Here is a 26,491-nt window from a genome sequence, read left to right as displayed (position 1 = left end):
CCTTCCGCACCATCAAGGTCAAGGCTCGAGCGGGATCTCTCATGGTCCTCCGCCTATCCGGCCAGTCCGATCCGGTTGCCGGCACTCGTAAGATGTGCGTCGGACAGAACGATCAGCTGCGGCCCACCGGTGAAAACCAGGCAGCATCGGATGGGCCGGTCGGGATAAAGCGGACGGAGGAGGGATCGGTAGAGCGCCATCTGCAAAGCGTATTCGTCCGGTACCTCGTCTTCGTTACGGGGGATCGCGGCATTGGTCTTGAAGTCGACGATCAGCACCTCGCTGTCCGAAACGGCCAGCCGGTCGATAATACCGGAGACGGCGCGTCGCTTGCCTTTGATATCGAGAGTTCCGGCTACGGAAACCTCTGCGCGCGATCCCGGCGCGAACGCCGCGGTAAGATCCGGATGGGCGAGGGTGGACAGCACATCGGTGCCGATGGCGGCCTGCTCGGCTGCCGTGAACTCACGCCCCCTCAGCCAGCGTGCGGCGGCGGCGTTTCGCTCGGTTGTGGGAGTGTCCGCCATGAGTTCGAGAAGGCGGTGAACCGCAAGGCCCTTGCGGATCGGCCAGGCGACCGGCTCTTGGTCCGCTCCGAGAACCGGCGAAACACCGATCGCCGCTTCCGTCTGCGCGGTTTCCACGGCGCTTTCCAGCAAGCCACCCGCGCCGGAGGGCGATAGCGGACGCGGGGCCGGGTCGGGTGCCGGCAATTGTTCTTTCGGATCGAAGGGCAGGCCGGATGGCTCGGTCCTCGGTCCGCCGTCGCGCTGCGCCGCCAACGGAACCGGGGGATGATCGCTCGGTGAATAGTGCAGCACTTCGCGTGCGGTCACGACGGGGTGACCGGTTACCGGCTTGCCACCGTCATCGGCTTGGAGCCCTTCCTGCACAAGATGGAGCCATGTCGGCTGTTTTGGCTCGGTCCTGCCGCGATAGCCGCAGACGATGAGGCGATCTTCCGCCCGCGTCATGCCGACATAGAGAAGCCTGCGATACTCTTCCTCCTGCGCAGCGAGCGCCAAGGTCTTCAATTCATCTATCTGCGGTTCCCGACCGAGTTCCGGCGCACGCCATAAAAAGGTGTCGGCGGCGGGGCCATGCCTGCTGGCAGGGAGTGGCAGTTTCATCAGTTCGGCCAGATGAGCGTGATGGGAGGGTGCGCCGCCGCTATCGACCAGAAAGACGATCGGTGCTTCGAGACCTTTGGAGGCGTGGACCGTCATGATCCGCACCTCGTCGCGGCCCTGTTCCATTTCGCGCTTGATCTCTGGCGCCGAATGGCTGAGCGCGTCGACGATGCGTTCCAGATCGGTGAGTCCCAGCCTTTCCTGCGCCATGACGAAGCGCTGGAATTCGTCGATCACCTCGCCGGCTTCCGATCCGAGTCGCGCGGCCAGCTTTCGCCGCCCGCCATCGCGGCCCAGCACCGCGCCGAAGAAATCGGCCGGGCGACGATAGCCGGCCTCGTCGCGCCAGCTTTGCAATTGTTCGGCCGCCGTTGCGAAGCGCGCATTTGTGTCGGCGGTCTGCCGCAGACGCTGCCAGAGCGAACGCGTATCGCGCGGCAGAAGCAGCGCCATCAGATCGTCGTCGGTCAGATCGAACAACGGGCTCTTAAGGAGGCCCGCCAGCGCCAGATCGTCATTGGGCTGCTGCACGAAACGACCGATGGCGGTGAGATCCTGCACGGCGATATGATCGGACAGATGCAACCGGTCCGTGCCCGCCACCGGCACGTTCCGCTGTTTGAGGGCGCGGGCCAGTGCGTGGATGAAGCGGTCGCGCTTTCGCACCAGCACCAGCACGTCGCCGGCCCGCATCGGGCGATCCTTGCCTGCCAGTTTCTCGCCGCCCTTCATCCAGAGAGCGATCTGGGAGGCGACCTCATCTGCCAGCTGCGCGGCAGGGGCGGCGGACGGATCGAGCCCCTCGATCCATCGCGCCGGCGCCTCGGCCTGCTCCGCGGCGAGATAGGACCAGAGTTCGACATCGCCGGGATGAACGGCGCGCACCGTTTCATGTTCGACGGGCTCGTCGTCGTGTGTCAGCCCACGCCGGGAATCGGGCGTGGCGAAGGTGCGGTCCACAGCGGAAAGAATATCCGGCGTCGAGCGGAAGCTCTGGCGCAGCTTTACCTCGGCGAACGGCTTTTGCGCGCCGGCGATCCGCTTGCCGAACCGCCGTCCGGCATCGGAAAACGCGCCGGGGCGCGCCCCTTGGAACGAATAGATGGACTGCTTCTCGTCGCCGACGGCGAAGACGGTCCGGCTCCGCCCTTCCATCGCGCCCTCGCCAGCGAAGAACTCCGCCGCCAGCGCCTCGATCACCTGCCACTGACGCGGGCTGGTATCCTGCGCCTCGTCGATCAGAAGGTGATCGATACCCCTGTCGAGCTTGTACTGCACCCAGGCGGCGGCGCGGTTGCGGGTCAGGAGATCGGCCGTGCGGGTCAGAAGATCCGAGAAATCGAGCAGGCCCCGGGCGATCTTGGATCGCTCATACTGGTCGAGGAGCGCCTCGGCGAGCGTCAGCGCGGCATCGGTCGCATCGAGCAGGTCGAGCGTGTTGATCGCCGCTTCCGCCTTCAGAACATGGCGGCAGGCTTCGAGATAGCGTTCATAGCCGTCGTCGCCGAAGATCGGCCGCATGACCTTGGTCACCAGCGAACCTTCCTTGAACGGTTCGCCCTTGCCGGTCAGAAGCGCGGCGGCCAGCGCGTCGAGGCGAATTATCGGATCGTCGAGCGCATAGGCATGACGCAGGCCCGCGCAGAGCTTCTCCGCTGTCCCGGTTCCCTTCTCCGAAAGGCCGGCCTCGATGGCTGTGAGGAACGTGTCGTCGAGGCCCGGAAGCGGAAGAACGTCGCCTGCGATGGTTTGTGCCGTCGCCCCGTCCGCAATGCCCAGATGGTTGCGCAAATGCGCCATCGCGTCCGCGCGCGCGCCAAGTATCGGCGTCAGCTCATCGCGTTTGCGCACGATATCGCTCAGCAGCCGGTCGAGACCGGTTTCGCCGGCCCGCGCGATTACGTGATCGAAAGCGCCGAAAAGCGCCGGATCGTCCCCTGCCGTCGCGCGGGCCAGAAGCCTCTGGCGAGCATTGGCCAGCAGCGCCGCCTCCATGGCGGTATCCATCATCTCGAAATGGCCGGCAATGCCGGCTTCGAGCGGGAACTGATGCAGCACCGCCTCGCAAAAGGCGTGAATGGTCTGGATCTTCAGTCCGCCCGGGGTCTCCAGCGCTTCGGCGAAGAGCCGCCGGGCGCGGCCAAGCCGTTCCGTATCGGGCGGCGCGCCTTCCATGGCTTCGATCGCCGTGGCGAGAGTCGTGTCGTCCAGGTGTGTCCAGCCGCCCAGAAGATCGAAGACGCGGCTGCTCATATTGGCGGCCGCCGCCTTGGTATAGGTCAGGCACAATATGCGGTTCGGCGCGACGCCATCGAGAAGCAGGCGCACCACGCGATTGGCCAGCACATGCGTCTTGCCGGAGCCGGCATTGGCCGACACCCATGCCGACAGCGCCGGATCGGCCGCCTTGCGCTGGCTCTCGACGGTCGAGGCGGTAATGTCCCAATCGCCACGCATGGTCAGTCGCCCTCGCCATCGGCGCCGGCGCTCCATTCGAGCGTGCGGGCAAGGTGATCGTAATCGCCCAGCGCCTCGTCCGGGCGGAAGGGCAGCAGCCTGGCGAGATAGCCATTGGCGGGGTCGCGGTAGAAGCGCATCTGTTCGACCAGCCGCTCCCAGGCTTCATCGGCCAACTCGGACGCGCCTGCCACCGCCGAACCGCGTTGGGTAAGCGCGCTTTTCGGCGTCACCTCCCCTCTTGCACCCAGTTTGATATAGAGGAGATCGCCGGGCGTCATCGCGCCAGGCTCGGCAAAGGCGCCGCGTTTCAGAAGCGCCGCCTCGAGCGGCAATTGCGAGGCGGTGAGCGCCCGAACATCGGCGGCCGAAGGCGGCTCGCCCGTCTTGTAGTCGATCAGATCAGCATTGCCCGAAACCGTTTCGTCAATCCGGTCGGCGGTGCCGCGCAATGTGCAGGCGGTCTCGCCGATGGGCGTCTCTTCTGCAACCGCCTCCACATGCGAGCGGACAATGCGCGCCCGCCGTTCCTGTTCGAGCGCCACCACATGCGGCACCATGGCCGCAAAGCGCGGCCACCAGACGGCATGGATATCGGCCGGCAGGTTCTCGGCGGCGAACAGTTTTCGGCCGATGGCTTCCAGCTGGGCAGGGGCCTGCGCCGCGAACGGGTCGACCTCCGCTTTGACGAAGGCTTCCAGAATGGCGTGAAAGAGCGTGCCCCGGTCGCGCGCATCGTGATCGCGCATCAGTTCGGGTAGGGCACGCAGGCCGAGAACGCGCTCGGCGTAGATCGCATAGGGATCGCGGCGCAGCCGCTCGATCTGTGTGACCGAAAAGCCGGTCGGCCGTGCGTCCAGCGGAGGAACGGGGCAGGGGCGCCTGGCGGGCGCTTCCGAACCGCATCGATCAAGCGTCTCGCCCCAGCGGAGATAGGCGGCGCCGCGTCTGCGCATGGTTTCCGCGGCCGGCTCGCCGGCCAGTACGGCCAGCCTTTGCAGCCAGCGCGACGGCACGGTCGGTGCACCATCGGCCTTGGCCGACCGCGACAGGATCACCCGGGGATGACCCATGGCCTGCTGAAAGTCATGGGCGGCGAGGCCGATCCGCCGCTCCGGCGGCAGAAGCGAAAGTTCGGTCTGCATACTGCGTGACAGGAACCGGTCGGCCCGCGCGGCGGCCGGCCAGCTTTTCTCGTTCAGAGCGCCCAGAATAACGGTATCGACCGCTTGCAGCCGGCTCTCCAACTGCCCCCAGATGAAGACGCGCTGGTCTGCGCCGACTGCCGGTTTGACTGTTTCGCCGGCCAAGAGGGCAGCAAGAACGTCGGGCCATTCGCTGGGCTGGATTGGCAATTGGCTGTTCTCGGCGACGAGCCGGCGCAGCTTGTCTGCCAGCATGGCGCCGTTCTCACCCTCGTAAAGCACGTCGAGCGCGCCGCTCTTCTGGCGCCCAAGCGCTTCGAAGACGCGGACGGCCGCGACCAGCAGATCGTGCAGCGATACGGTTTTGCTGTTGCGCAGCTCCGTAAGCGGCTCGAACGCTTCCTGTAGCTTGAAGCCGAGCACATCGTCGGCGAAGGGAAGCCCGGCGCTGGTCCGCCTGGCCTCGTAGCGCTTGTCCGGCCGTTCGTGTTTGTGGTCCATCCGCCGCTCATCGATCTCGTCGAGCAGATCGTTCAGTCGGGCGACATCGGGCCGCGCCGTCGTGCCGCGCAAATGCAGAAGCTCGAAGAACTCCGCCATTTCGCGCATCTGGGCGCGCGCTTCGCCAAGGCGCAGAAGCGGGTGTTTCAGAAGGGCCAGAAGCGGCAGCACGTCGCCCGGACGCATCGCGCATTCCGCCGCAAGGAGCAGAAGCGTGGCCGGCGGGGTGGTTTCGAGCGGCGTGCCGCCGGAATCATTGGCGACCACGCCGAACCGCAGCAGTTCCGACGAGACACGCCGCGCCAGAGCTCGGTCCGGCGTAATCAGTGCGGCCTGATGGTCTGGTTCTTCGATCGCGGCCCGAAGCGCCATCGCGATGGCCATGGCCTCTTCCTGTTCGCTTGCCGCCTCGATCAGCGAAACGTCGTCGAGCGCACCGGCGACAAGCCAGCCGGCCGCGTCCGCTTCGCGATCCTTCCACCGGTCGGTCAGCGGCGCGGGAATCATGGCGAGCGATACGAGCTGCCCGCGCGCATGAAGCGCCCTGTCCGTCTCGCCGAGCGGGCGGATGGCTTCCGGAGATGTATCGAGTGCGCGCATCAGGGTTGCGAGCGCCTGCTGCGGGTGGCCGTGCAGCGCGGGCGTGACAGAAACGGTCGCAAGAAGCGACCATGCGTCGTCGTCGAGTTGGCGGTCGAGACCCGGTAGCACCACTGCACCGTTCGGCAGCGAGGCGATGGAGGCGAGTAGCCGGCGCGTAACAGGGTTCGTGCCGGTCGACCCGGCTGCGATGACCGGGCCTGGCGGCGGCGCTGCAACGAGCCGCGCCGCCAGCGCATCGAGCATCCGGTTGGTATGATCGGCCGGATTGGAGCGGCCTTTCTCTTCCAGATAAGCAGGCCAGGCTTCGGTGACGATGGTGAGGAATTGCAGGGTGATCTGCCACCAGTCCGCTAGATCCTCCGGGACGATGTCGCGAAACCGTTCCCACTCCAGTCCCTCGGTTTCGACCTCGTCGATCAGCCGTCCGAGATCGCCGGCCAAATGAATGGCGTCGGCCAGCGTCGCCGGAACGGGTGCGGCCGGTCCGCCGCGCTGTGCAGCTTCAGCGGCGATCCGCTTGCGCCAACTCTGCACCAGCGGCGCCAGCATCAGCGTTCGATGCATCGGATCGACCGGCGGCTTCAGATCGAGCGCGTGAGCACCGCCTTCGACGATCGGGCCTGCATCTTCATCCGGATCGCCGAGCGTGCGGATGACCGGCATCATGACCGGCTTGCCATTGGCGCGTTCGAGCAGATAGGCACGCAGCGAACGCGCTGCACGCCGGGTGGGCAGAAACAGGGTCACGCCAGACAGTGCGAGCGGATCGGTCGGGTCGAGCGGCTCTCCCGTCAGCCTGCCGTCATAAAGCGCTTCGGCGAGCGTCGGCAGAAAGGGCAGCCCGGCATCGATGGTGAAAACCCTGTTCGCCATGCCTCGCCTCATATCCTTCGCCGGACCTCATGCTTAGGACGTGACGGCGGCGGGGACCAGACGCGGAGTGCTTTTCGGCCCGCTATCCACGATCCTTGCAACAACCGTTCGAAGCGGGCACTCAGCCGATGGCCCGGCGCGCCGCCTTGCTGTCCGAACCCGTGACGGCTTCTTCCGCCGGGGGAATGGCGTCGGGCGTGCCGACCGTAATCCAGCGCCCTTGCAGGACGGCACCGAACAGGCGGCCCGCTTCAATGGCGCGGTCGAAGTAGAGGTTGAGCGAGTGCGGCTCGGCTTTGGCATCGGCGAAGATGGCTGGCGACACGATGGCCGCGCCGGCATAAATATAGGCTGGCAGGTCGGCGGCTTCGTCAGCGCCGGCGCGAAGAAGCCGGCCGTCCGGGGTCATGGCGAAATCCAGGCCGCCGCTATGACCCGTAGCGGTCTGACTGTCGGCAAGAAGAAGCGCCATATCCATCCTCGCCGGATCGAACCGCTGGCTCAGCAGCGACAAAGCAGGCGTTCCGGCGTCGATCCAGAACGTATCGGAATTGAGCAGGTAGAAAGGCGCATCGTCGATCAGCGGTAGGGCCTTGATGATCCCGCCGGCGGAATCGAGCAGACGGTCCCGCTCGTCCGAAACGACGAATGCCATGTCGCCCCGGCGGTTCAGATGATCGATGATCTGGTCCGGCAGATAATGGACATTGACGGCGCAGCGCTCCACGCCCGCCGCGGCCAGCATGTCGAGTCCACGGTCCAGAAGGCTGCGGCCCGCCACTTCGACCAGCGGTTTGGGCCGCGTCTCGGTCAGAGGGCGCATCCGCTTGCCGAGGCCAGCGGCCAGGACGATGGCGTGAGCGGGCGTTGAAACGCTCATGAGCCGTTCACCGACAGGCCGATTTCGGCGTAGATATGACGGAGCGGGGCGAGCGCGTCATGAGCCAGGTTTCGTCGCAGATAGGCTTCGATACGCGGCAGATGGGTCAGATAGCCCGATTTTCCGTCGCGCCGGTCGAGCCGAACGAAAATGCCGGCGATCTTGCTGTTGCGCTGTGCGGCGGTGATCGCATAGGCGGTTTCGAACCGGTTCCGGTCAAAGTCTGGACCGCGGGCCGCGCAATAGGCGTCGATGATGGCGCGCTCCAGTTCGGGCGGCACCGTCACCCGCGCGTCCTGTGCAAGGGACGCAACATCGTAGGCGAGGGGGCCGATCACCGCATCCTGAAAATCGATGAGGCCGATCCGGCCCAGACCCTCGCGGTCCGGCCGCCATATGATGTTCGGAGAATGGAAATCGCGCAGAACGAGGCCCTTCTCGGCTTTCGAAAGGGCGTTCAGGACCGCTTCCCATGCCTTGTGATAGGCTGCCGCGAAGGAGCTGGCGTCGGCCTGAGGCAATCTGTAGGACATGTACCACTGCGGCAATAGATCGATCTCCACGACCATGGCGCGGCGGTCGTAATCGGCAATCTCATACGGGTGGCCCTTATCAAGCGCGATTGTCCGGCTCACGGGCTGGGCATGCAGATGGGCCAGCATTTGCGCGCTTGCGAGGTAGCGCTCGGCGACGGGCTCCCCGCCAGAAGGGCCGGCGCTGCGAATACCATCCGTTCCAAGATGCTCGATCAGAAGGAGCCCCGCATCGAGATCGCTTTGAAAGATGGCGGGTGCGGCAAGCCCGAAGCGGCGCAATTCGCCGGCAATGGCCACGAAGGCGCGCACATTTTCCGCCAGATGCGCCACCTGGCTGTAGGGCACGCCATAGTCGGCGAGCGGCGACCCGTCCGGTTGGGCGGGAGCATTCATCAGAACCGTTTCCTCGCCGTCGAGGCGGATCGACTCGTAGGATCGCGTGGAGGCGTCGCCGCAGAAAAACCTGCGCTTGGCGCTCTTGCGCCCGCCTGCGTTGAGGAAGCTGCGAATGCCAAGGCTTCGCTCCAGCTTCGGCGCAAAGTCCGGTGTTGCGGTCAAAACAGCCTGCCTGCCGGTTCCTTCGATGGCTATCTGGATGGCCAGCGCGGCACGCGGCAAGGATTTGCCGCCGCGCTCCGGCCATTCGACCAGCGCGGCGCCGTCTTCCAGCCATTCGTCGAGACCCAGCTCATCCAGCTCTCCTTCCTCGTCCAGCCGGTAGAGATCGTAATGGGCGACCGGCAGACGCCCGTTATAATGTTGAACAAGCGTGAAGGTGGGACTCGGCACATCGAGGGAATCGTCATCGGCAAGGGCTCGAAGGAGCGCTCTTGCGAGAAAGGATTTGCCGGCTCCCAGATCGCCCGACAAGGCCACGAGATCGCCCGGTTCGAGGCACAGCGCCAGATCCTCGGCCAGACGCACCGTTGCCGCCTCGGTCGGCAGGGCGATGGCAAAGCTCTCCGGCCCGTTATTCTCACCGGCTCGAAATGTCGGTACGACGGCGCTCATTCCGCAGCGTGGGTTAGGCCGGAGGCTGAGTAGGGCAGGCGGCACGTTACCGTCGTGCCCTGTTCGGGGCCGGTTTCGACGCGCACTTCGCCATCATGCAGTTCGACGAGACTTTTGACGATGGCGAGACCTAGGCCGGCGCCATGCTTCTGGCCCGCCCGTCCGCCCGTTTGGAAGCGCTTGAACACGTGGGCCAGTACGGCCGGATCGACGCCCGGTCCGTCATCATGAACCGAGAACTCCACGGCATTCGACGTCTGACGGCAGGATAGTTCGATCGTGCTGCCCGCCGGCGCGTGATTGGCGGCATTGCTGAGGAGGTTCTGAAGGACCTGCCGAAGCCGTTCCGGATCGGCGTTGATCTGCGCGGGCGCGTGGTTCGACACGATGACGAGGCCCAGATCGTCTTCGTCCAGACGCGGCGCAATCGCCGTTCCGCTTTGCTCCAGAAGGGCCGGCACATCCACCTCTTCGATCTCCAGCTGCATCATGCCGGCATCCACCGTCGCAAGATCCAGGATGTCGTTCACAATCGTCAGCAATGTGGCCGATGAAGTGGAAATATGATCGATATATTCGCCCTGCATCTCGGTGAGTGGTCCGGCCATGCCGGTGGCCAGGAGGTCGGTGAAGCCGATAATATTGGTCAGCGGGCTGCGCAATTCGTAAGAAACGTGCTGGACGAAATCGTTCTTCAGCTGGTCGGCCCGCTGCAGCGCTTCGTTCTTGTCCTTGAGCGCTCGGGCGACACGGACGGAGTCGGTCTGGTCGACGAATGTCACCATGAACTGTCCGGCTGGCAGCGGCGCTGCTGTCCAGCCGAGGATCATTCCGTCGGAAAGCTCCGTCGTTCCCTGCCTTGTCGAACGGCTCTCGTCGAAGCCGGTGACGAGCGATAGAAGACCGGCCCAGGGCGTCTCGCCATGTTCGGCATCGGCGGCGGCGCGCACCGCGCTGATATGGACGCCTTCCTTGACGAGATCGGCGGGCAGGCTCCACAGGCTGGTAAAGGCGGGATTGGCCAACCGGATCTTGCCGTCAGGCCCGAACACAACGACGCCTTCGGCAAGGTTTTCGAGGGTCTCGCCCTGTACGCGCATGGCCTGCGTATAACGGCTCTGCAGCGCCATCTGCTCCGTCAAATTCTCGAAGATCCAGGTGACCCCGCCCTTCGGTTGCGGATTGGCGATCACGCGAATCGTCCGTCCGTCGGGCAGGTGCCACCAGTGCTCCTGACTTTCGATGGCCCGGTAGGCGGAAAGAATATTGTCTTTCCAGCGCCGCCATTCCGGCTGTTCCGCCAGAACGCGCTCCTGTCGCAGGCGATCGAGCAGAAGCGTGTTGGACGGCGCGCTTTCCAGAAAGGGCGTATCCATTCCGAACAGGCTTTGAAAAGCCTGATTGTAGAAACGGAGCTTTTCGTCGCGGTCGAAAATGGCGATGGCGGTACTCAGTCGGTCGAGGGTGAGGGCATGGCTCTGTGCCATCCGCTCCAGCTCGTCCCGCAGGGCCAGCGTCTCCGTACGGTCGACGGCGAGACCGGCCCCGCCCTCGGCGGTTCGAACGGAGGTGATGTCGAGCTGGCGCTTGTCGCCGGCAACGACAAGGCCCATCTCCTGGCGGGTTCGCGTTTCAGCGCCATGCCGGCGGTTGAACATTTCGAGTGCCGCATTGTCGAGCAGTTCGACGGGGGGCTCCGCCGGATTCTTCTCGCGATCCAGACCCGTCAGGCGGCCATAAGCCGGGTTGACGTAGACCAGCGTTCCATCGCCATCGCGCATCCAGACCGGCAGCGGCGCGGCCTCCGCCAGCTCCTGCAACAGATGCAGCGATTTGCGGGTTTCGTCATGCTCCGCCTTCAGCGCCACATGCTCCGCCCGCATGGCCGAAACCGACAGGAAGCGCACGATGCTGTGGTGTGGGGTCAGTCGGCCAATCACCTCGATCAGCGTACCGTTCCGGCTGGCGGCGATCATGTCGAAGGGCTCGCCATTGTCGCGGAGGGCGATGATCGCCGTTTCCAGTTCGGCGGCGGTGCGTCCGGTCAGCCATCGTCCAAAGGCGAGAAAGGCCGACCGTTCATGCGGCGCGCCGCAATCTGGCGGCAGGTGGCCGACCAGTTCGGCCCGGCCCTCTTCCTGACGCGCCCAGATGACCAGTCGCTGATCCCGCAGATTGAGAAGACTTTCATTGCGTTGCAGAGCCGACGCAAGATCCGAAACGCGGTTGCGCAGTTCCTCGTTCAGCGCATCGGCCCGTCCGCGCTCGCGGATCATCCAGAAGGTCAGCAGAAAGGCGGCGCCCAGCACACCGGCCAGAATGGCCGTCATGATCACATTGGCGGTCGACAGATCTGCCAGAATGGCCGCTTCGGCCTGTTCCGTCGTAGCCAGAACCATCAGAGCGGCCCCGCCCATGGCGAAGCCGCCGCCGCATATGCGCAGCGGCATGAGCCGACAACCATCGGCTGCGTGCTGTCCGCCATCCTCGTATGGCACCCTTGAACCCCTCTTAACCGGCTGTCGGACGGCCCGCTCGCCCGGTGGCGCGAACATACGCAACACGAAGAATACATGCTCCGGCGAGCCGCTCCGCCGGATATCTTCCCTCACCCTCGCTGGGTATTCAGTGCCGCACTGCCCCTGACCGGCACCGGACCCCGCACGGTGAAGCCGAATCACAGCATAGCCGAGGGGTGGATTCGCGAAAAGTGCAACAAAGCGCGCACAAAAGGTTAAGCGTCGCCTGGCGGTTCGGACGGGACCGTTACGGAAGGCGATTCAGGGCTCGGCAAAAACAACGTATTTAATTAAATTTACACGGAATACGCGCAAGGGTTGCTCTCAGTTGATGCACCGGAGAGTACCCTAAAATGAAGCCTCACCTAAAATTCGGCCTGGCGAGAATTGTTTCCCTGGCGACAGCCTGCGTGGTCACGATCGCTCTTGGAGCCGTCGCAATTGCAGTTTTTTCCAGCATTCAGGGGCAGATCGTTTCCCAGGCGAATGAACGGCACGAGATCAGCCTGCGCACTGCTGCGGCCATCATAAGCCGCGATCTCGACGGCGTGGAAATTTCGACCGATGCCCATGGCGACATCCAGCGAATCGTAATGGCGGATATTCCCGAAACATTCACCGATCACGCCCTGATCGATGAGATCGGCCAGGTGACGGGCGAAACCGTGACGCTGTTCAAATGGGACGACGCAACCAAAGATTTCTGGCGCAAGAGCACCAATATCGTCAAGCCGGACGGCGATCGGGCAGTCGGCACGCAGTTGGGCCAGAACGGCACCGTCTATCCGGTCATCATGCGCGGCGAGGTCTACACCGGCGAGGCGATCGTCCTCGGCACGCCGTATTACACAGTCTATTCGCCCATCTACAGCCCGGATGGGCAGATCAATGGCATTCTCTACGCCGGTATCGACAAGGCGCAGATCGACAGCCTCTTCACCGAGGTCGCCAAGCCGCTTCTGATCGTCTCTCTTCTTGTTCTGATGGGTGCGGTTCTTACCATGGCGCTTCTTTCGCGGATGCTCCTCAGGCCCATTCCTCACTTGACCGATACGGCATCGGAAATCGCTGACGGCAATCACGATGTCGATGTACCCTATCGCGACGCCACCAACGAGATCGGCAAGCTGGCCCGCGCGATCGAGGTCTTCCAGCAGAACGACATCAAGAAGCTGCAGGCTGAAAAGGAAGCCTTGGACGTTCGCCAGACGAGCGAGACCGACCGCGCCCGCCGTGATGAGGAACGCGAAGAGGCCGCATCCGAACTGAGCGGAGCGACCGTCGCCCTTGGTGAGGCGCTGCACAAGCTTGCCGATGGCGATCTGACGGTTCGCGTCTCCGAACATCTGCCGGAGAACCTGCAAAGCCTCGGCCGTGATTTCGATATGGCGGTGTCTCAGCTGGAAGAAACGATCGAGAATGTCTTGCGCGGTGTCACACAGCTGAAGACCGGCACCAACGAGATCGCCGGAGCCTCGAAGGATCTGTCGACCCGGACCGAAAGCCAGGCGACCACGCTTCAGCAGACGGCCGCAGCGGTAACCGAAATCACCGAAACGGTGAACCGTACGGCGGAGGGCGCGGTTCAGGCGTCCGATACGATGGCCAAGGCTGGTGCGGATGCGGAAAAGGGCGGAGAAGTCGTCTCGCGCGCCGTCTCCGCCATGGGCGATATCGAGAAATCGTCCAAGCAGATCTCCGAGATTATCGGCGTGATCGACGATCTGGCGTTCCAGACCAACCTGCTGGCGCTCAACGCCGGCGTCGAAGCGGCCCGCGCCGGCGAGGCCGGACGGGGTTTCGCGGTCGTGGCCTCCGAGGTTCGCGTTCTGGCGCAGCGCTGTACCGATGCCGCCAAGCAGATCAAGGATCTGATTTCGACCTCGACCGGTCAGGTGGATGAGGGCGTCAAGCTGGTCAACCAGACCGGCGAAGCGCTGGAGCGGATCGTCAAGGGCGTCAAGGAGATCAATGAAGTGGTCTCATCCATTTCGCTATCCGCCCAGGAGCAGGCCGCCGGTTTGCAACAGGTCAATTCCGCCGTCAACGAGCTGGACAACGTCACGCAGCACAATGCCGCGATGGCCGAGGAATCGACGGCTGCGACCGACCAGCTCATGCAGCAGGCGAACGAGCTGTCGCACGAGATCACGCGGTTCAAGACCAGCCAGTCGCGCGCCATGCAGGATGCACCGGCTGCCAGTCGCTCAAAGGATCACGCCCTGCGCGATCAGTTGAAGAAGGCGACCCCGCACGCTTTTGCCCAGCGCAAGCAGGAAGCGCCGGTTGCGCCCGTCACGCTGAAGCTCGCCGCAACCGGAACCGACGGTGCGGATGAATGGGACGAGTTCTGATCGCCCGACTGCGATAGGCAAAACAAAAGGCCCGCTTCCCTTCGCTGGAAGCGGGCCTTTTCGTCCGGTTCGGAAAACCGGCTCAGTAGCGGTAATGCTCCGGCTTGTAAGGCCCTTCCGGCGACACGCCGATATAGCTGGCCTGTTCATCCGAAAGCCGTGTCAGTTCGGCGCTCAGTTTGGCCAGATGCAGCCGGGCGACATGCTCGTCGAGGCGTTTAGGCAGCACATAGACTTCGTTCTTGTACTGATCGGCCTTGGTCCACAGTTCGATCTGCGCCAGCACCTGGTTGGTGAAGGACGCGCTCATGACGAATGAAGGGTGGCCGGTCGCATTGCCGAGATTGAGAAGGCGGCCTTCCGACAGCAGGATCATGCGGTTGCCGCTCGGCATCTCGATCATGTCGACCTGCGGCTTGACGTTGGTCCACTTCATGTTGCGCAGACCCGCAATCTGAATTTCATTGTCGAAGTGGCCGATATTGCCGACAATGGCCATGTCCTTCATCGCGCGCATGTGCTCCACGCGGATGACGTCCTTATTGCCGGTCGTGGTGATGAAGATGTCGGCGGTCGGCGCGACATCCTCCAGCGTGACCACCTCGAAGCCGTCCATTGCGGCCTGAAGGGCGCAGATCGGATCGACCTCGGTCACTTTGACGCGCGCGCCGGCGCCACGAAGCGACGCGGCCGAGCCCTTGCCGACATCGCCATAGCCGCACACCACGGCGACCTTGCCGGCCATCATAACGTCGGTGGCGCGACGAATGCCGTCCACCAGCGATTCCTTGCAGCCATATTTGTTGTCGAACTTGCTCTTCGTCACGCTGTCATTGACGTTGATCGCCGGGAACGGAAGAAGCCCGGCCTTCTGAAGCTGATAGAGCCGGTTGACGCCGGTGGTGGTTTCTTCGGTGACGCCCTGGATGGCGGCGCGCTGGCGGGTGAAGAAGCCTGGGCTCTGCTCCATCCGCTTCTTGATCTGAGCGAAGAGAACCTCCTCTTCCTCCGAACCGGGACTGGACAGAACGTCTTCGCCCGCCTCGGCGCGCGCACCCAGGATGATGTACATGGAAGCATCGCCGCCATCATCGAGGATCATGTTGGAAGGTTCGCCGTCGGGCCAGTTGAAGATGGCGTCGGTGTAGCCCCAATAATCTTCCAGCGTTTCGCCCTTGACCGCGAAAACCGGAACGCCGGTCGCAGCAATGGCGGCCGCGGCGTGGTCCTGCGTGGAGAAGATGTTGCAGGAAGCCCAGCGGACCTCGGCGCCGAGCGCCGTCAACGTCTCGATCAGAACGGCGGTCTGGATCGTCATATGCAGCGAACCGGTGATGCGGGCGCCCGATAGCGGTTTGTCTGCGCCGAACTCCTCTCGGCAGGCCATCAGGCCTGGCATTTCGGTTTCGGCGATTTCGATTTCCTTGCGTCCGTAATCGGCCAGACCGATATCGGCGATCACATAGTCCTGGGCCATGAAGCGCTCCTGAAAGCTCGTAAAGGGGGAAGCGGCGTCCATCGGATGCCGTGACATGGCGTACGCCATATCAGAGCAGCGGAGGGGTCGCAACATCATATAAGGAAAACTTTATGCCCGTAAGAAGCCTTTAGACGGCTTCGCCGAACCGATCTGCGACGAGCATTTCAAGCGCATCCATCGCTTCGGCTGCTTGGGGCCCGCTGGTGGACACGGTGATAACCGCACCGTCGGCGGCGGCCAGCATCATCAAATCGAGGATCGATGTGCCATCGACCGTCAGGCCGTCGCGTTCGACCAGCACCTTGGCGTCGAAGGCCGCGATGGTTTGCACGAATTTGGCCGAGGCCCGGGCATGAAGCCCGCGTTTGTTGCAGATGGTGAGCCGGCGCACGATGCCGTTATCGGTCGCCAGCTCGTTCATTTTGCGAGGATCTGACTGGCGACGTTGATGTATTTTTTGCCGGCCGTCTGGGCGTCTTCGAGCGCTGTCTTCATGGCCACGCTGCCACGTACCGAGGACAGCTTGATCAACATGGGAAGGTTCATGCCGGCAATGACTTCGACCCGGCCCTCATCCATCACAGATATGGCGAGGTTTGATGGCGTCCCGCCGAACATGTCCGTGACAATGACGACCCCGCTGCCGCTATCGGTCTTGCTGACGGCTTCGATGATCTCGCGGCGGCGCTGCTCCATATCGTCTTCGGGGCCGATGCACACCGTGGAGAACTGATCTTGCGGGCCGACGACATGCTCGACGGCCTGCCGAAACTCTTCGGCAAGACGGCCATGCGTCACCAGCACAAGACCGATCATGCTCGTTCTTCCTCGCTGTTTCGGCAATGCAGCATTCGTGTCGTCCTTGAGAAGTCACACACTGTTACACTTAATCTATCTTGTCGTCCTCTGACCTGAACGCAAGCGCGAAATGACGATTTTAAGGGCGAAATGCTGAAGAAGTGTTCAAAGCAGCACAGTGATCGGTCATGCGACCCATACGGTTGCAACCGGATGCCGGTGGCTGTCAGTGGCGGGCGGGCAGGTCGATGATGAAACGCGCGCCTGCAATGCCGTTCGGCGCATCTTCATCGGCGATGTTCTGCGCTGTCAGTTGACCGCCATGGGCTTCGACGATCTGCCGGGAGATCGAGAGCCCAAGCCCGGAATTCTGCCCGAAGGCTTCGCCTTCCGGACGATCGGTGTAAAACCGTTCGAAGATCCGCTCGATATCCTCGCCGCCAATGCCAGGCCCGTTATCCTCGACCCAGATCATCACGCGGTTGTTGCGCCGGAACAGTTCGATGGAGATGGCGCCGTTTCGGTCCGGCACGAAGGAACGGGCATTGCCGATCAGATTGGAGAAAACCTGTCCGAGCCGCAGATCGTGACCCGACACGACAAAGGCCCGTTTGCCGCGATGGTCGTCATCCATCGTCAGCGACAGTTTGGCATTGCTGTGCACCTTGGCGGTCTGCCGATCCACTTCGACAATGTCGGAAAGCAGCTTGCGCAGATCCACGGGTTCGGTGTCCACACGCGCCAGTTCGGCGTCCAGCCGGGACGCATCCGAGATATCGGTGATCAACCGGTCCAGCCGCCGCACATCATGCTCAATCACTTCGAGCAGTCGTTGCCGGGAGGCTTCGTTTTTGGCGAGCGGCAGCGTCTCCACTGCGCTGCGCAGGCTCGTCAGCGGGTTTTTCAACTCATGGGCGACATCGGCGGCAAACCGTTCGATCGCCTCTATCCTGTTGTAGAGCGCTTCTGTCATCGACCGCAGCGAGCCGGACAGATTGCCGATCTCATCGCCACGATCGGAGAAATCCGGGATCTCCTGGCGCTCTTTCAGGCCGCGTTTCACGCGGACCGCCGCAGCCGAAAGCCGCCGCAGCGGCTTGGCGATGGTGGAAGCCAGCAACACCGACAGGAAGATCGTCACGGCCGCAGCGACGCCGAACACCGCCAGAATGGCGGTCCGTTCGGAGCGGATGATCTCGTCTATATCGCCACCTATGGTGGACAGCTGGAGCGCGCCCAGCACGGCGCGGAAACGCTGGATCGGCACGGCGACGGCGATGATCGTCTCGCCTTCGGTATTGCGGCGGACAACGCTGCGTGGCTCGCCGGTCAGCGAAGCGGTGACCTCCGAATAGTTGGATCCCGAAATGCCCGGCTCTTCATGATCGAGCGAGATGTAGTCGCGTCCGAACAGGCTGAGGAAATACGCTTCCAGCCGGTCGAACACGGTGGGAACCGCCGGCTCCAGCTTGGGCAGGTCGTAACGCAGGATCTGACCGCGCGAATAGAATTGCTGCGAATCCAGAAGGATGTTGCCGTCGCGGTCGTAGACCCTGGCCCGCGTGCGGGTCGGCGAAATGAGCCGCCGCAGCACCGGCGCAACGCGTTCGGGATTGATCGGGAAGACGAGGCTGTCCAGCCCGTCCGATGAGGGAACGATGGACTGCCCCGCCTGAAGTTCCAGCAGTTTTTCCGGATCGATCTGAAGCGAATCGGTTTCCACCGTAGCGGATGCGGCGATCGCGCCGGCAATGATGCGCGCCTGGGTTGAAAGACTCTCGACCTTCGCTTCGATCAGTCCTTCACGATACTGGTTGAGATAGAGAATGCCGACGACAAGGACCCCGAGCCCCACGAGATTGAGAAAGAGAATCCGCCGGGTAATGGAGGAGAGGACCAGATAACGGGTGGCCCGCCTTGTAAAGCGCAGGGCGTTGAAAGGCAGATTGCGCCAGTGCCGGCGCAGCGGCGCCGGCGCAGCCGACCGCATGGCGCGCGCCCGGGACGGACTTTGCGGCGCGCCATCATTCGCCGCATTCGCGGCTGGGGAAGGGTCTTTCGCGCTAGACTTCTCTGAAACGATAGCCGACGCCATAAAGGGTCTCGATCATGTCGAACTCGTCGTCGACAGCTTTGAACTTCTTGCGCAGCCGCTTGATGTGGCTGTCGATCGTCCGGTCGTCGACATAGACCTGTTCATCATAGGCCGCATCCATCAGCGCGTCACGGCTTTTCACGACACCCGGACGCTGGGCCAATGCGTGAAGGATGAGAAATTCGGTGACCGTCAGCGTGACGGGCTCGTTCTTCCATGTGCAGGTGTGCCGCTCCTGATCCATCACCAGTTGCCCGCGCTCCATGGAGGAGGCCGCATCCGGCCCGACCTTGCCGGCAGCGGCGGCTTCGCGCGCGCTGGCCCGGCGAAGGACCGCCTTGACCCGCTCCACCAGCAGACGTTGGCTGAAGGGTTTCTTGATGAAATCGTCGGCGCCCATTTTCAAGCCGAACAACTCATCGATCTCGTCATCCTTGGAAGTCAGGAAGATGACGGGCAGATCGGATTTCTGGCGCAACCGGCGTAGAAGCTCCATGCCGTCCATACGCGGCATCTTGATGTCGAAAATGGCCAGATGGGGCGGCCGGTCCTGCAGGCCGTCCAGCGCGGAAGCGCCATCCGTATAGGTTTCGACCTTGTAGCCTTCCGATTCCAGGGCGATGGAAACGGAGGTCAGGATGTTCCGGTCGTCATCGACGAGTGCAATGGTCGTCATGTCGAACCTTTCCGTAGCGTTCGTTCGGATGTCCCGGTCTGTGGACGGACCAGCGGCATGCCGGACGAATGTGGTACAAAATGTGGCGGCGAACAGGGGCAGGGACCTGCCGCCGGTGCTTATTGCCAATCTGCCGGGTGCCCGCGGGCCTATGGATGAAAGCGCGCAAGAGGCGCGAATGCCAAGCGCGCAGGGCACTTGCGGCTCGAAAGACGGCGTTAATCGATTAAGGTGTTTTCCGTCATCGCTAATCGATTAAATATTTGAAATGACCGCAGGAGTTTGCCAGTAGCGGGCGCTATCGCCCGTTTGCATTCGCAGACGCGGTATGGAGAAAATGCCGCCAGCGGCTAGCAAATGGATCAGTGCAATGACGACGACCGGAACGTTCAACAAGCCGATCGAGAGCCAGGGCCTGACGGGCGCAGTATCGGTTGCATACAATCTCAGCGAGGCCGAGCTTTACGAAGAGGCCGTCCGTCGCGGCGAAGCCACGCTGACGAGCGGCGGCGCGCTGGTCGCCGAGACGGGCCAGCACACGGGCCGTTCCGCCAAGGACAAATTCGTCGTCCGCACGGCAGATAATGAAGACAAGATCTGGTGGGACAACAACAAACCCATGTCGCCGCAGGCTTTCGAGACCCTCTTCGACGATTTCAAGGCGCATCTGGTGGACAAGGAGCTCTTTGTCCAGGACCTGACCGGCGGGGCCGATGAGCGCCACAAGCTCAATGTCCGCGTGGTTACGGAGTATGCCTGGCACAATCTCTTCATCCGCAATCTTCTGATCCGCCCGGACCGCAGCGACCTCCCGACCTTCGAAACCGACATGCTGATCGTCGATCTGCCGAGCTTCCGTGCCGATCCGGAGCGTCATGGCTGCCGGACCGAAACCGTGGTTGCCTGCGATCTGGACCGCAAGATCGTGTTGATCGGCGGCACCTCCTATGCCGGCGAAATGAAGAAAAGCGTCTTCACCGCTCTCAACTACCTCCTGCCGGAAAAGAATGTCATGCCGATGCACTGCTCGGCCAATGTCGGCCCGTCCGGTGACACGGCTGTGTTCTTCGGCCTGTCCGGCACCGGTAAGACGACGCTCTCCGCCGACCCCAGGCGCACGCTGATCGGAGACGATGAGCATGGCTGGAGCGATGACGGCGTCTTCAATTTCGAAGGCGGCTGCTACGCCAAGACCATCCGCTTGTCGGCCGAGGCCGAACCGGAGATCTACGCCACTACGCAGCGTTTCGGCACGGTGCTCGAAAACGTCGTTCTGGACGATACGCGCACGCCCGATTTCGACGATGCATCGCTGACGGAGAACACGCGCTGCGCCTATCCGCTGCATTTCATTCCAAATGCGAGCGAGACGGGCCAGGCCGGCAACCCGAAAAACATCATCATGCTGACAGCGGACGCCTTCGGCGTGATGCCGCCCATCGCTCGCCTGACGCCCGAGCAGGCGATGTACACCTTCCTGTCCGGTTACACGGCCAAGGTGGCCGGCACCGAGAAGGGTGTGACCGAGCCTGAAGCGACGTTCTCCACCTGCTTCGGCGCACCATTCATGCCGCGTCATCCGAGCGAATACGGCAATCTGCTGCGCAAGAAGATCGCCGAGCACGGTGTGACCTGCTGGCTCGTCAATACCGGCTGGACGGGCGGTGCCTACGGTGTCGGCAACCGTATGCCGATCAAGGCGACGCGCGCGCTTCTGTCGGCCGCACTGGATGGATCGCTCAACGATGCGGAGTTCCGCATCGATCCGTTCTTCGGTTTCGAAGTGCCGGTTTCGCTGTCGGGCGTGGACGACAGCCTGCTCGATCCACGTGGCACATGGCCCGATCCGGAAGCCTATGACAGCCAGGCGGTCAAGCTGGTGGAGATGTTCCGCGAGAACTTCCGCAAATTCGCGCCCCATGTCGATGCCGCCGTGAACGATGCCGCGCCGACGGTTCGCATGGCCGCCGAATAGCGGTAGCCAGCGCTCGATGAATTTAGGCCCGGCCCGAGAGATAGGGCCGGGCCTTTTCATTTTAGCGGTTTGAGGCAAATAGACGCCATGGCGCGCGCTCCGACCATCCGTTCCATAGACGATCCGCTGCGTGGCCAGCGGGGCAATATCGTCTTCCCGCACGAACTGAGCGAGAAGTTCGTCGCCGCATCCGGCCCCGGTGGCCAGAACGTCAACAAGAACGCGACTGCCGTGCAACTGCGTCTCATGCCCGCCCACGCCGCCAAGCTCGATGAACGCACGAAACGCCGGCTCCTTGAGCTGGCCGGCAATCGAGCGACGAAGGATGGCGAACTGGTGATCGAGGCACAGGAAGAGCGCCGCCAGGAAGCCAACCGTATCGCCGCACGGCAACGGCTGGCCGATCTCTTGTGGGAGGCGTCGGCACCGCCCCCGAAGAGACGGCGCAAGACGAAACCCACCAGAGGCTCCATCGAGCGGCGTTTGAAGGCCAAGACCCAGCGCGGCGAGATCAAGAAGCTCCGCCAGCCACCCGGCGGCTGATAGCTGCCTATCCAAAAGGATAGGTCAATGCTCCTTCTGGACCGCGGCACGCCACGAAAAGAGTGGCTAATATACATATCGATAGTCGAATATGCTGGTACCGGCGCTTAGCTTCAGGCTCACGGCCGGCACAGCGCGAGAACAACGCATCACCGGCGCAGGACAGAAAAAGAGCACCGTCTCATGCCAGAAAAAACACGCGAGCGTATTCTCAATGCCGCTCTCATGCTCTTCAAGCGGCGCGGCTACCACGCAACCGGCGTTGCCGAGATTCTGGCGCGGGCCAATGCGCCGAAAGGTTCGCTCTATCATCACTTCCCGAAAGGCAAGCCGGACCTGGCCTGTGTGGCGGTCCGCTCGCTTACCGCCAGAATATTGCAGCTGTTCGAACTGGCGAAAGAACAGAATATGCCGCCGATCGATCATCTGACGTTTCTTTGCGACAAATGCTGCGAATGGCTTATCGACACCGATTTCACCGAAGGCGTGGTTCTGTCGACGCTCGCAACCGGCCTTGGCGAGGCCGAGGCCGAAGTGACGCAGACTTTGCTGGACTGCAATCGCGAAATCGTCGCCTGTTACTCGGCCTATCTCCGGTCCCACGAGATCGATCGGGCGGAGGAGGTCGCGCTGACCGTTCTGATGGTGCTGGAAGGGGCGATCGTCTATTCGCGGATCCGCCGGGACGTTGGGCCGTTCTACGCCTGTATCACGACGCTCCTGCCGCTTCTCAAGAAGACCGGGCCGGTTGCCAAGCTGCACGAAGCAGCCATTTAGACGGGTTCAGGGTCCCGGCCCTGGCAGGCACCGTCCGCATTTGGCAGAGCATGACAACCCTTCCCGATGGCGTTCGCTACATTCCCGAAGCGCTCGACAAAAGCGCGCAGACCGATCTTTTGAAAGAGATCAGGGCTGTCGTGGCAAAAGCGCCGCTCTATACGCCCCGCATGCCGAGAACGGGCAAGGCGATGAGCGTGCGCATGACCAATTGCGGGCTGCTCGGCTGGGTAACGGACAAGGAGCATGGCTACCGCTACCAGCCGACCCATCCGGTGACCGGTGAGCCATGGCCGGCCATGCCCGACATGCTGCTCGATCTATGGCGGACCCATTCCGACTGGCCAGACCCGCCCGAAGCCTGCCTCGTCAATTTCTACGATGGCCCGGCTCGGATGGGCCTGCATCAGGACAAGGATGAAGAAAATCTGGTAGCTCCCGTCCTGTCCATCTCCCTCGGCGATACCGCGGTCTTCCGGGTGGGCCCGGCGGATGGCGGACGCACCTGCTCGTTCCGCCTTGCCAGTGGCGACATCGTAATACTCGGCGGCGAGGGAAGGATGGCGCGGCATGGCGTCGACCGCATCCTGCCCGGCACCTCGTCCCTCCTGAAGGATGGCGGGCGGCTGAACCTGACCCTTCGCCGGGTGACGAAAGCCGGTTGACCGGCCCGGCGGGTCGGAGGGCGGGTGTGCCCGTCAATCCTATCGCGTGTCAGGATACCGGGTCGCCTGCCGCGTCGGGTGCGTCATCTGTTGGCCTCCGCAACGGGGACGAACCTTCGGACGGGAGCGTCGTGTTCACCGGCTTTGTATCCGCGAGCCGAACGCTCTTGCCGCCGAGCGCCTTGCCGCCGATTTGCTCGGCCGCGCCACGCGCCATCTTCGCCTCGACGTTCCGCTTGTTCTGCAGCGCCGATACCGCGATGCCGGCCACGCCGTTCAGAATGTAACTGGTCTTGTCCGTGGTCACGAATTTCTGCTCCCACTCGGTCTTCCCTGTCGCCGCGTCGCGGATCGACGCCGTGCTCGCCATCCGGTTGCCGTCTCCGACGATGAGCGACAGCACCGGGTTCTTGAAATGAACGTCGGTGATCGTGACATCGAGCCGCTTCGGAGCGCCTTGTTCCGGCCGTCCGCCGACGGCGCGGAGCAGATCGTCCCGCGTCATGGCGGCAATGGCGGGGGAGCCGTTTGCCGTGGTCTTCGCAACCTCGACCGTGGAGAAATAATAATCGCCGTCTGGTTTGTAGGCGGATTGGCAGCCCGCCAGCAGCAGCAGGGAAAGAAAGATCGCGCCCAGCGTCGTATGCGTTCTCACAGAACCGTTCCTATCCGTTTTTCCGGTTGTGACGTCGGATCGAATAGGAAGCCAGTCCTTTGCTGCTATGCGCCAGGCGGATTGAACAATCTGTCGCCGAAGCGCGGCGGTGCTGCAACACTCTCGATGTTGTACGCCAACCCCGGGTCCCTATCTGTCGGTGCCAACGACCCGTCGCAAGGATGCTTCATGACCGCTCTTTCCGCCTTCCCGATTACCGCCAGATGGCCGGCGCAGAACCCTGCTGCGATCCAGCTCTATTCCTTCCCGACGCCGAACGGCATCAAGGTGTCGGCCATGCTGGAAGAGACGGGGCTGGACTATGAGCCGCATCTGGTGCGCCTGAATGGCGAGCAGAAGAGCGAAGAATTTCTCTCGCTCAATCCGAACAACAAGATCCCGGCCATCATCGATCCGAACGGGCCGGACGGAAAGCCGCTACCGCTGTTCGAGAGCGGCGCTATCCTGATTTATCTGGCGGAGAAGACCGGATCGTTCCTGGGCGGCAATGATGACGAGCGCTACCCCGTCCTCCAGTGGCTGATGTTCCAGATGGGCGGCATCGGGCCGATGTTCGGCCAGTTCGGCCAGTACAAGGATGCCGACAGGACCGATCTCGGCGAGAAAGACCCGCGCACCCGTTACACGAACGAAAGCCGCCGGCTGATGGGCGTTCTGGACGAGGCGCTGGAGGGCAAGACCTGGCTGGTCGGCGACGCCTATTCCATCGCCGACATTGCGATCTGGCCGTGGGTGCGGGGCGTCCGCGACTTCTACAAGGCTGGCGACGAGCTGGGCCTGACCGAGGCGAAAAACGTCACGCGCTGGCTCGAAACCTGTATGGACCGCCCCGCCAGCCAAAAAGCGCTGACGATTCCCGATCCGGATGGGTGAGGGATACGAAGGTCGGAAGTGTTAAACGGTCGGGTGGAGCGACGGCGGCTATGCGGACAAAGCTGACATGGCGTGGTCTTTTGTTCTATGCTTGCCCAAAGGTATCAGTCCAAGGGCCGCAGATATGTCCGCACTCGGGCGATTGGTGATCTACACCAACAAAATCGAGCAGATGGCAGAGTTTTACTACAAGCACTTCGGCTTTTCGCTTCACCGAGCCGAAGGCGACCGCATCATAGAACTGAAACCCGGAGCCGCTGGCGTTTCGATCCTTCTCCATCCTGCGTCAGCCAAGCAGAAGGAAGGGCAGGCCCTTGTAAAGCTCGTGTTTGATGTCGAAGACGTTGCGGCATTTTGCGAGGCCGCCAAGGGCGACGGGCTGACGTTCGGCAAAATCCATCAGGCGGATGGCTACGTCTTTGCCAATGCCAAAGACCCCTCGGGAAACTCTGTTCAGGTTTCTAGCAGAGCGTTTGCGCCGCGATAGTTTGGGCTCAAAGCACGCATTCGCGGCATAACGCTGGAACGCCTCGTCAGGCGTCGGACCCCAATCTGCCCCTGATAACGTAACGCCCGCTTATTCCGGCACGGTCCCGTTTTCCTTCAGCACCGCGCCGGCCAGATAGAGCGAGCCGCAGATCAGGATGCGCGGCGACAGATCGTCCGTCTCCTGATTGTCGGCCAGAAGGCGCAGCGCATTGGCGACCGAATGGATCGGTTCGGCCGGCAGGCCCGCCTCATTGGCCTTCACCGCCAGTTCGTCATTGGGCACGGAGGCTTCGGTCTGCGGCACCGGCACGGTGAAGACGCGCTTCACCAGCCCGGCGAACTGACGGAAAAAATTGGTCTGGTCCTTGGTGTCGATCATGCCGGCGATCATGAAGACGGGCCGGTCGTCGATCTCGTTGCGGGCGGCGAGTTCTTCGGCAATGGCCTGTCCGGCCGCCGGATTGTGCCCGCCATCCAGCCAGATTTCGCTGTTGGCCGGGGCCAGATCGACCAGCGCTCCGCGCGACAGGCGCTGCATTCGGGCAGGCCATTGCACGCTCTGCATGGCGCGATCGGCAGCGCCGTGGCCGATGTCGAAACCGGCGCTGCGCACGGCGGCGATGGCGGCGGCGGCGTTGGCAAGCTGGTGGCGACCGAGAAGTCGGGGCATGGCGAGGTCGAACAGCACGTCGCCGTCCTGATAGACGAAGCGGCCCTGATCGGGAAACGCCACGAAATCCTGACCGTAGACGCTGGTCGGGCATTCCAGCCGCTCCGCCGTCTCGACCAGCACGTCGCGGGCGGCATCCTGCATCTGCGCGCCGATGACGACAGGGCAGCCGGGCTTGATGATGCCGGCTTTCTCCGCTGCGACCAGTTCGACCTTGTCGCCAAGCCACGCCGTGTGGTCCAGCGCGATCGGCATGATCAGGCTGGTCGCCGGGCGCTGGATAATGTTGGTGGCGTCGAACCGCCCGCCAAGACCGACCTCGATCACGGCGACATCGGCGGGGTGTTCGGCGAACAGCACGAACATGGTGGCGGTCAGCAGTTCGAAAACGGTGATGTGCTCGCCCCGGTTGGCGTCGGCCACCCTGTCGAGCGCGTCGGCCAGCGTATCGTCGTCGACAAGCCGGCTTCCGCCACGTCCGCCAAGGCGGAAACGCTCGTGCCAGCGCACCAGATGGGGCGAGGTATGGACGTGACAGGCCAGTCCTGCTTCTTCAAGCAGAGCGCGGCAGAAGGCGGATGTGCTGCCCTTGCCGTTCGTCCCGGCAATATGGATGACCGGCGGCAGATGCAGATGCGGATTGTCCAGCCGGTCCATCAGCCGGCCAATCCGATCGAGCGACAGGTCGAACCCTTTCGGATGCAGGCCCATCAAATGTGCGATCGCCCGTTCGGTGCGGTCTTCCGTCCGGTTCGGGCCGGTGTT

General features: G+C 63.1%; 19 protein-coding genes. 7 read left to right on the top strand and 12 right to left on the bottom strand.

Going from position 1 to position 26,491, the window contains the following annotated elements:
* Positions 1 to 53 precede the first annotated feature (53 nt).
* The 5 genes from addA to B7H23_RS03730 form a co-directional block, all read right to left on the bottom strand.
* Positions 54 to 3,587 carry a double-strand break repair helicase AddA gene (gene addA / locus B7H23_RS03750; RefSeq protein ID WP_094076860.1) on the bottom strand — a complete coding sequence of 1,178 codons (3,534 nt, stop codon included), beginning with the start codon at positions 3,585 to 3,587 and terminating at the stop codon, positions 54 to 56.
* Positions 3,588 to 3,589: 2 nt separating this feature from the next.
* On the bottom strand, positions 3,590 to 6,709 hold the full coding sequence (gene addB / locus B7H23_RS03745; RefSeq protein WP_094076018.1) for a double-strand break repair protein AddB: 3,120 nt from the start codon (positions 6,707 to 6,709) through the stop codon (positions 3,590 to 3,592).
* A gap of 121 nt (positions 6,710 to 6,830) precedes the next feature.
* The gene (locus B7H23_RS03740; RefSeq protein WP_094076017.1) at positions 6,831 to 7,589 is read right to left on the bottom strand and encodes a nucleotidyltransferase family protein; all 759 of its coding nucleotides are present in this window, start codon (positions 7,587 to 7,589) and stop codon (positions 6,831 to 6,833) included.
* Positions 7,586 to 9,136: a tRNA (adenosine(37)-N6)-threonylcarbamoyltransferase complex ATPase subunit type 1 TsaE gene (gene tsaE, locus B7H23_RS03735; protein ID WP_094076016.1), complete on the bottom strand. Its 1,551-nt coding sequence runs from the start codon at positions 9,134 to 9,136 to the stop codon at positions 7,586 to 7,588. Before tsaE ends, B7H23_RS03740 begins: the two co-directional genes overlap by 4 nt.
* Positions 9,133 to 11,586: a sensor histidine kinase gene (locus tag B7H23_RS03730; protein ID WP_158215756.1), complete on the bottom strand. Its 2,454-nt coding sequence runs from the start codon at positions 11,584 to 11,586 to the stop codon at positions 9,133 to 9,135. Before B7H23_RS03730 ends, tsaE begins: the two co-directional genes overlap by 4 nt.
* 422 nt (positions 11,587 to 12,008) lie before the next feature.
* On the opposite strand from B7H23_RS03730, the gene B7H23_RS03725 reads away from it, so the two are divergent.
* Positions 12,009 to 14,009 carry a methyl-accepting chemotaxis protein gene (locus B7H23_RS03725; protein ID WP_094076014.1) on the top strand — a complete coding sequence of 667 codons (2,001 nt, stop codon included), beginning with the start codon at positions 12,009 to 12,011 and terminating at the stop codon, positions 14,007 to 14,009.
* Positions 14,010 to 14,091: 82 nt separating this feature from the next.
* Here B7H23_RS03725 and ahcY read toward each other — a convergent pair whose 3' ends face one another.
* From ahcY to B7H23_RS03700, 5 genes are all read right to left on the bottom strand, one after another.
* On the bottom strand, positions 14,092 to 15,486 hold the full coding sequence (gene ahcY, locus B7H23_RS03720; protein ID WP_094076013.1) for an adenosylhomocysteinase: 1,395 nt from the start codon (positions 15,484 to 15,486) through the stop codon (positions 14,092 to 14,094).
* A gap of 130 nt (positions 15,487 to 15,616) precedes the next feature.
* Positions 15,617 to 15,910 carry an HPr family phosphocarrier protein gene (locus tag B7H23_RS03715; RefSeq protein ID WP_094076012.1) on the bottom strand — a complete coding sequence of 98 codons (294 nt, stop codon included), beginning with the start codon at positions 15,908 to 15,910 and terminating at the stop codon, positions 15,617 to 15,619.
* Positions 15,907 to 16,305: a PTS sugar transporter subunit IIA gene (locus tag B7H23_RS03710; protein ID WP_094076011.1), complete on the bottom strand. Its 399-nt coding sequence runs from the start codon at positions 16,303 to 16,305 to the stop codon at positions 15,907 to 15,909. The genes B7H23_RS03715 and B7H23_RS03710 overlap by 4 nt, the downstream gene beginning before the upstream one ends.
* Before the next feature lie 208 nt (positions 16,306 to 16,513).
* The gene (locus B7H23_RS03705; RefSeq protein ID WP_094076010.1) at positions 16,514 to 18,277 is read right to left on the bottom strand and encodes a stimulus-sensing domain-containing protein; all 1,764 of its coding nucleotides are present in this window, start codon (positions 18,275 to 18,277) and stop codon (positions 16,514 to 16,516) included.
* Positions 18,278 to 18,350: 73 nt separating this feature from the next.
* The gene (locus B7H23_RS03700; protein ID WP_094076009.1) at positions 18,351 to 19,058 is read right to left on the bottom strand and encodes a response regulator transcription factor; all 708 of its coding nucleotides are present in this window, start codon (positions 19,056 to 19,058) and stop codon (positions 18,351 to 18,353) included.
* A gap of 370 nt (positions 19,059 to 19,428) precedes the next feature.
* On the opposite strand from B7H23_RS03700, the gene B7H23_RS03695 reads away from it, so the two are divergent.
* The 4 genes from B7H23_RS03695 to B7H23_RS03680 all read left to right on the top strand — a co-directional run bounded on the left by B7H23_RS03695 (position 19,429) and on the right by B7H23_RS03680 (position 23,018).
* A complete protein-coding gene (locus B7H23_RS03695) occupies positions 19,429 to 21,033 on the top strand; it encodes a phosphoenolpyruvate carboxykinase (protein ID WP_094076008.1) in 1,605 nt (534 codons plus the stop codon).
* Between the two features lie 87 nt (positions 21,034 to 21,120).
* Positions 21,121 to 21,576, top strand: coding sequence for an alternative ribosome rescue aminoacyl-tRNA hydrolase ArfB (gene arfB, locus B7H23_RS03690; protein ID WP_094076007.1), 456 nt, complete (start codon positions 21,121 to 21,123; stop codon positions 21,574 to 21,576).
* A gap of 183 nt (positions 21,577 to 21,759) precedes the next feature.
* Entirely contained in the window at positions 21,760 to 22,353 is a 594-nt protein-coding gene (locus tag B7H23_RS03685; protein WP_094076006.1) for a TetR/AcrR family transcriptional regulator, read from the top strand.
* A gap of 50 nt (positions 22,354 to 22,403) precedes the next feature.
* The gene (locus B7H23_RS03680; protein ID WP_094076005.1) at positions 22,404 to 23,018 is read left to right on the top strand and encodes an alpha-ketoglutarate-dependent dioxygenase AlkB family protein; all 615 of its coding nucleotides are present in this window, start codon (positions 22,404 to 22,406) and stop codon (positions 23,016 to 23,018) included.
* A gap of 49 nt (positions 23,019 to 23,067) precedes the next feature.
* On the opposite strand, the gene B7H23_RS03675 is transcribed toward B7H23_RS03680, so the two are convergent.
* Positions 23,068 to 23,673 (bottom strand): hypothetical protein, encoded by a 606-nt coding sequence (locus B7H23_RS03675; protein ID WP_094076004.1) that lies wholly within the window; start codon positions 23,671 to 23,673, stop codon positions 23,068 to 23,070.
* Between the two features lie 189 nt (positions 23,674 to 23,862).
* Between B7H23_RS03675 and B7H23_RS03670 the strand changes: the two genes are divergently transcribed.
* Positions 23,863 to 24,567 (top strand): glutathione S-transferase family protein, encoded by a 705-nt coding sequence (locus B7H23_RS03670; protein WP_094076003.1) that lies wholly within the window; start codon positions 23,863 to 23,865, stop codon positions 24,565 to 24,567.
* A 124-nt stretch (positions 24,568 to 24,691) separates the two neighbouring features.
* A complete protein-coding gene (locus B7H23_RS03665) occupies positions 24,692 to 25,054 on the top strand; it encodes a VOC family protein (RefSeq protein ID WP_094076002.1) in 363 nt (120 codons plus the stop codon).
* A gap of 90 nt (positions 25,055 to 25,144) precedes the next feature.
* On the opposite strand, the gene B7H23_RS03660 is transcribed toward B7H23_RS03665, so the two are convergent.
* A complete protein-coding gene (locus tag B7H23_RS03660; RefSeq protein WP_094076859.1) occupies positions 25,145 to 26,437 on the bottom strand; it encodes a bifunctional folylpolyglutamate synthase/dihydrofolate synthase in 1,293 nt (430 codons plus the stop codon).
* Between the last annotated feature and the right edge of the window lie 54 nt (positions 26,438 to 26,491).

It is taken from the genome of Notoacmeibacter marinus (assembly GCF_002238045.1).
GTDB classification, from domain to species: Bacteria; Pseudomonadota; Alphaproteobacteria; order Rhizobiales; family Rhizobiaceae; genus Notoacmeibacter; species Notoacmeibacter marinus.
The sequence above is the reverse complement of the archived record's forward strand: the minus strand, read 5'-3'. Positions and strand labels throughout refer to the sequence as shown.

What these genes read in the sequence shown, in the direction of transcription:
- addA (WP_094076860.1), bottom strand. Translation starts at nt 3,587, where the DNA reads ATGCGTGGCGATTGGGACATTACCGCCTCGACCGTCGAGAGCCAGCGC.
- addB (WP_094076018.1), bottom strand. Translation starts at nt 6,709, where the DNA reads ATGGCGAACAGGGTTTTCACCATCGATGCCGGGCTGCCCTTTCTGCCG.
- B7H23_RS03740 (WP_094076017.1), bottom strand. Translation starts at nt 7,589, where the DNA reads ATGAGCGTTTCAACGCCCGCTCACGCCATCGTCCTGGCCGCTGGCCTC.
- tsaE (WP_094076016.1), bottom strand. Translation starts at nt 9,136, where the DNA reads ATGAGCGCCGTCGTACCGACATTTCGAGCCGGTGAGAATAACGGGCCG.
- B7H23_RS03730 (WP_158215756.1), bottom strand. Translation starts at nt 11,586, where the DNA reads ATGCCGCTGCGCATATGCGGCGGCGGCTTCGCCATGGGCGGGGCCGCT.
- B7H23_RS03725 (WP_094076014.1), top strand. Translation starts at nt 12,009, where the DNA reads ATGAAGCCTCACCTAAAATTCGGCCTGGCGAGAATTGTTTCCCTGGCG.
- ahcY (WP_094076013.1), bottom strand. Translation starts at nt 15,486, where the DNA reads ATGGCCCAGGACTATGTGATCGCCGATATCGGTCTGGCCGATTACGGA.
- B7H23_RS03715 (WP_094076012.1), bottom strand. Translation starts at nt 15,910, where the DNA reads ATGAACGAGCTGGCGACCGATAACGGCATCGTGCGCCGGCTCACCATC.
- B7H23_RS03710 (WP_094076011.1), bottom strand. Translation starts at nt 16,305, where the DNA reads ATGATCGGTCTTGTGCTGGTGACGCATGGCCGTCTTGCCGAAGAGTTT.
- B7H23_RS03705 (WP_094076010.1), bottom strand. Translation starts at nt 18,277, where the DNA reads ATGCGGTCGGCTGCGCCGGCGCCGCTGCGCCGGCACTGGCGCAATCTG.
- B7H23_RS03700 (WP_094076009.1), bottom strand. Translation starts at nt 19,058, where the DNA reads ATGACGACCATTGCACTCGTCGATGACGACCGGAACATCCTGACCTCC.
- B7H23_RS03695 (WP_094076008.1), top strand. Translation starts at nt 19,429, where the DNA reads ATGACGACGACCGGAACGTTCAACAAGCCGATCGAGAGCCAGGGCCTG.
- arfB (WP_094076007.1), top strand. Translation starts at nt 21,121, where the DNA reads ATGGCGCGCGCTCCGACCATCCGTTCCATAGACGATCCGCTGCGTGGC.
- B7H23_RS03685 (WP_094076006.1), top strand. Translation starts at nt 21,760, where the DNA reads ATGCCAGAAAAAACACGCGAGCGTATTCTCAATGCCGCTCTCATGCTC.
- B7H23_RS03680 (WP_094076005.1), top strand. Translation starts at nt 22,404, where the DNA reads ATGACAACCCTTCCCGATGGCGTTCGCTACATTCCCGAAGCGCTCGAC.
- B7H23_RS03670 (WP_094076003.1), top strand. Translation starts at nt 23,863, where the DNA reads ATGACCGCTCTTTCCGCCTTCCCGATTACCGCCAGATGGCCGGCGCAG.
- B7H23_RS03665 (WP_094076002.1), top strand. Translation starts at nt 24,692, where the DNA reads ATGTCCGCACTCGGGCGATTGGTGATCTACACCAACAAAATCGAGCAG.
- B7H23_RS03660 (WP_094076859.1), bottom strand. Translation starts at nt 26,437, where the DNA reads ATGGGCCTGCATCCGAAAGGGTTCGACCTGTCGCTCGATCGGATTGGC.